This is a genomic window from Mesorhizobium marinum (genome assembly GCF_040813675.1).
Lineage (GTDB): Bacteria > Pseudomonadota > Alphaproteobacteria > Rhizobiales > Rhizobiaceae > Mesorhizobium_K > Mesorhizobium_K marinum.
The window spans coordinates 1-1,063 of record NZ_JBFOCI010000024.1 but is presented as its reverse complement, the minus strand read 5'-3'; the positions used below and the strand labels follow the sequence as shown (position 1 = coordinate 1,063).

At 57.5% G+C, this 1,063-nt stretch carries 1 protein-coding gene and 1 pseudogene; both read right to left on the bottom strand.

Annotated features, from left to right (window positions below):
• Window positions 1–297 (bottom strand): annotated as a pseudogene (locus ABUE31_RS22670) (hypothetical protein); the annotation flags it as partial.
• 81 nt (window positions 298–378) lie between these two features.
• A partial coding sequence (locus ABUE31_RS22665; RefSeq protein WP_496400976.1) for a nucleotidyltransferase-like protein occupies window positions 379–1,063 on the bottom strand: 685 nt, incomplete at its 5' end.

Below are 1,063 nucleotides of genomic sequence, written 5' to 3'. Positions count from 1 at the left end.
TTGGCCCGTTTCGGGGTTCACCCAGGTCGAATGCAGGTGACCATTCCAACTGCCGTTCAGGTCTGGAAACGTGAAGCGTTGAAGCGCCGGGACAATTCGGGCGAGGCGAAACCAGAACACCTCGGCCGATAGCGTCAGCACTGACCCCACGATGAAGAGAGTGACTGACAGCCGCTGCAGAAATGTGCCGGGGTTGTCAGTGAACCAAAGATAGGCGCCCTCCGTCGCTTTAATCGTCACAAGTATCGCAATGGCCACGATGGCAAGCTGCGCCTTCCGGGAAAGCAAGAACCACATCAGTCGTCGCCGAGGTGCCAAAGAGCGAGGCGCACAAACTCCTGTGCTTGTTCGAGTGTCCAAGCCTGCCCGCNAACCACATCAGTCGTCGCCGAGGTGCCAAAGAGCGAGGCGCACAAACTCCTGTGCTTGTTCGAGTGTCCAAGCCTGCCCGCCGAAGAGCGGTTTGATGTCGTTGATTTCGAGAAGCATGTAGGTGGCGAGGCCCGAGTTCAGACGCTCGGAAATACGTTGGAGAACGCGCTTCACCCGCATGTATCGATCGTCAGTTTCTACCAAAAAATGGTAGTCCTCGACGAGATAGACCAAGCATTCGATGAGAAAGGACGGGACCCGCCGCCGCAACAATCCATGCTCCTCCATGTCCGACTGCAACCGCTTGATGGAGCGCACGATCCGTTTGAATTTGAGGCCGGTTCGCAGGCGTTTGGCTCGACCATTCGCAATGTGCTGATCTGGATAGTTGAACGTCCAATGCCCAGTTGGGGACAGCAGCGCGACCCCGTCATCTTTAGTGACACCCGCTAGCCCAGCAGTGCGAATGTGGTGGAGCGTGAAGGTTGGGACCACGTCAACTTCAGAGCGGGTTCCCTCGTTGCCGGAAACCTTGATCGCTTTGCCGCCAGTGGCGTCCACATTGCTCCGGCCAAACACCCTGTTGAGTTCGGACGTGATCTCGTCGCGCATACGTCCCAGGACTTCGGCGTACGTCACACCTGCATCCCTGTAGTCGCCCAAGATCATGGCGCTGGTCAAACTGACGCCT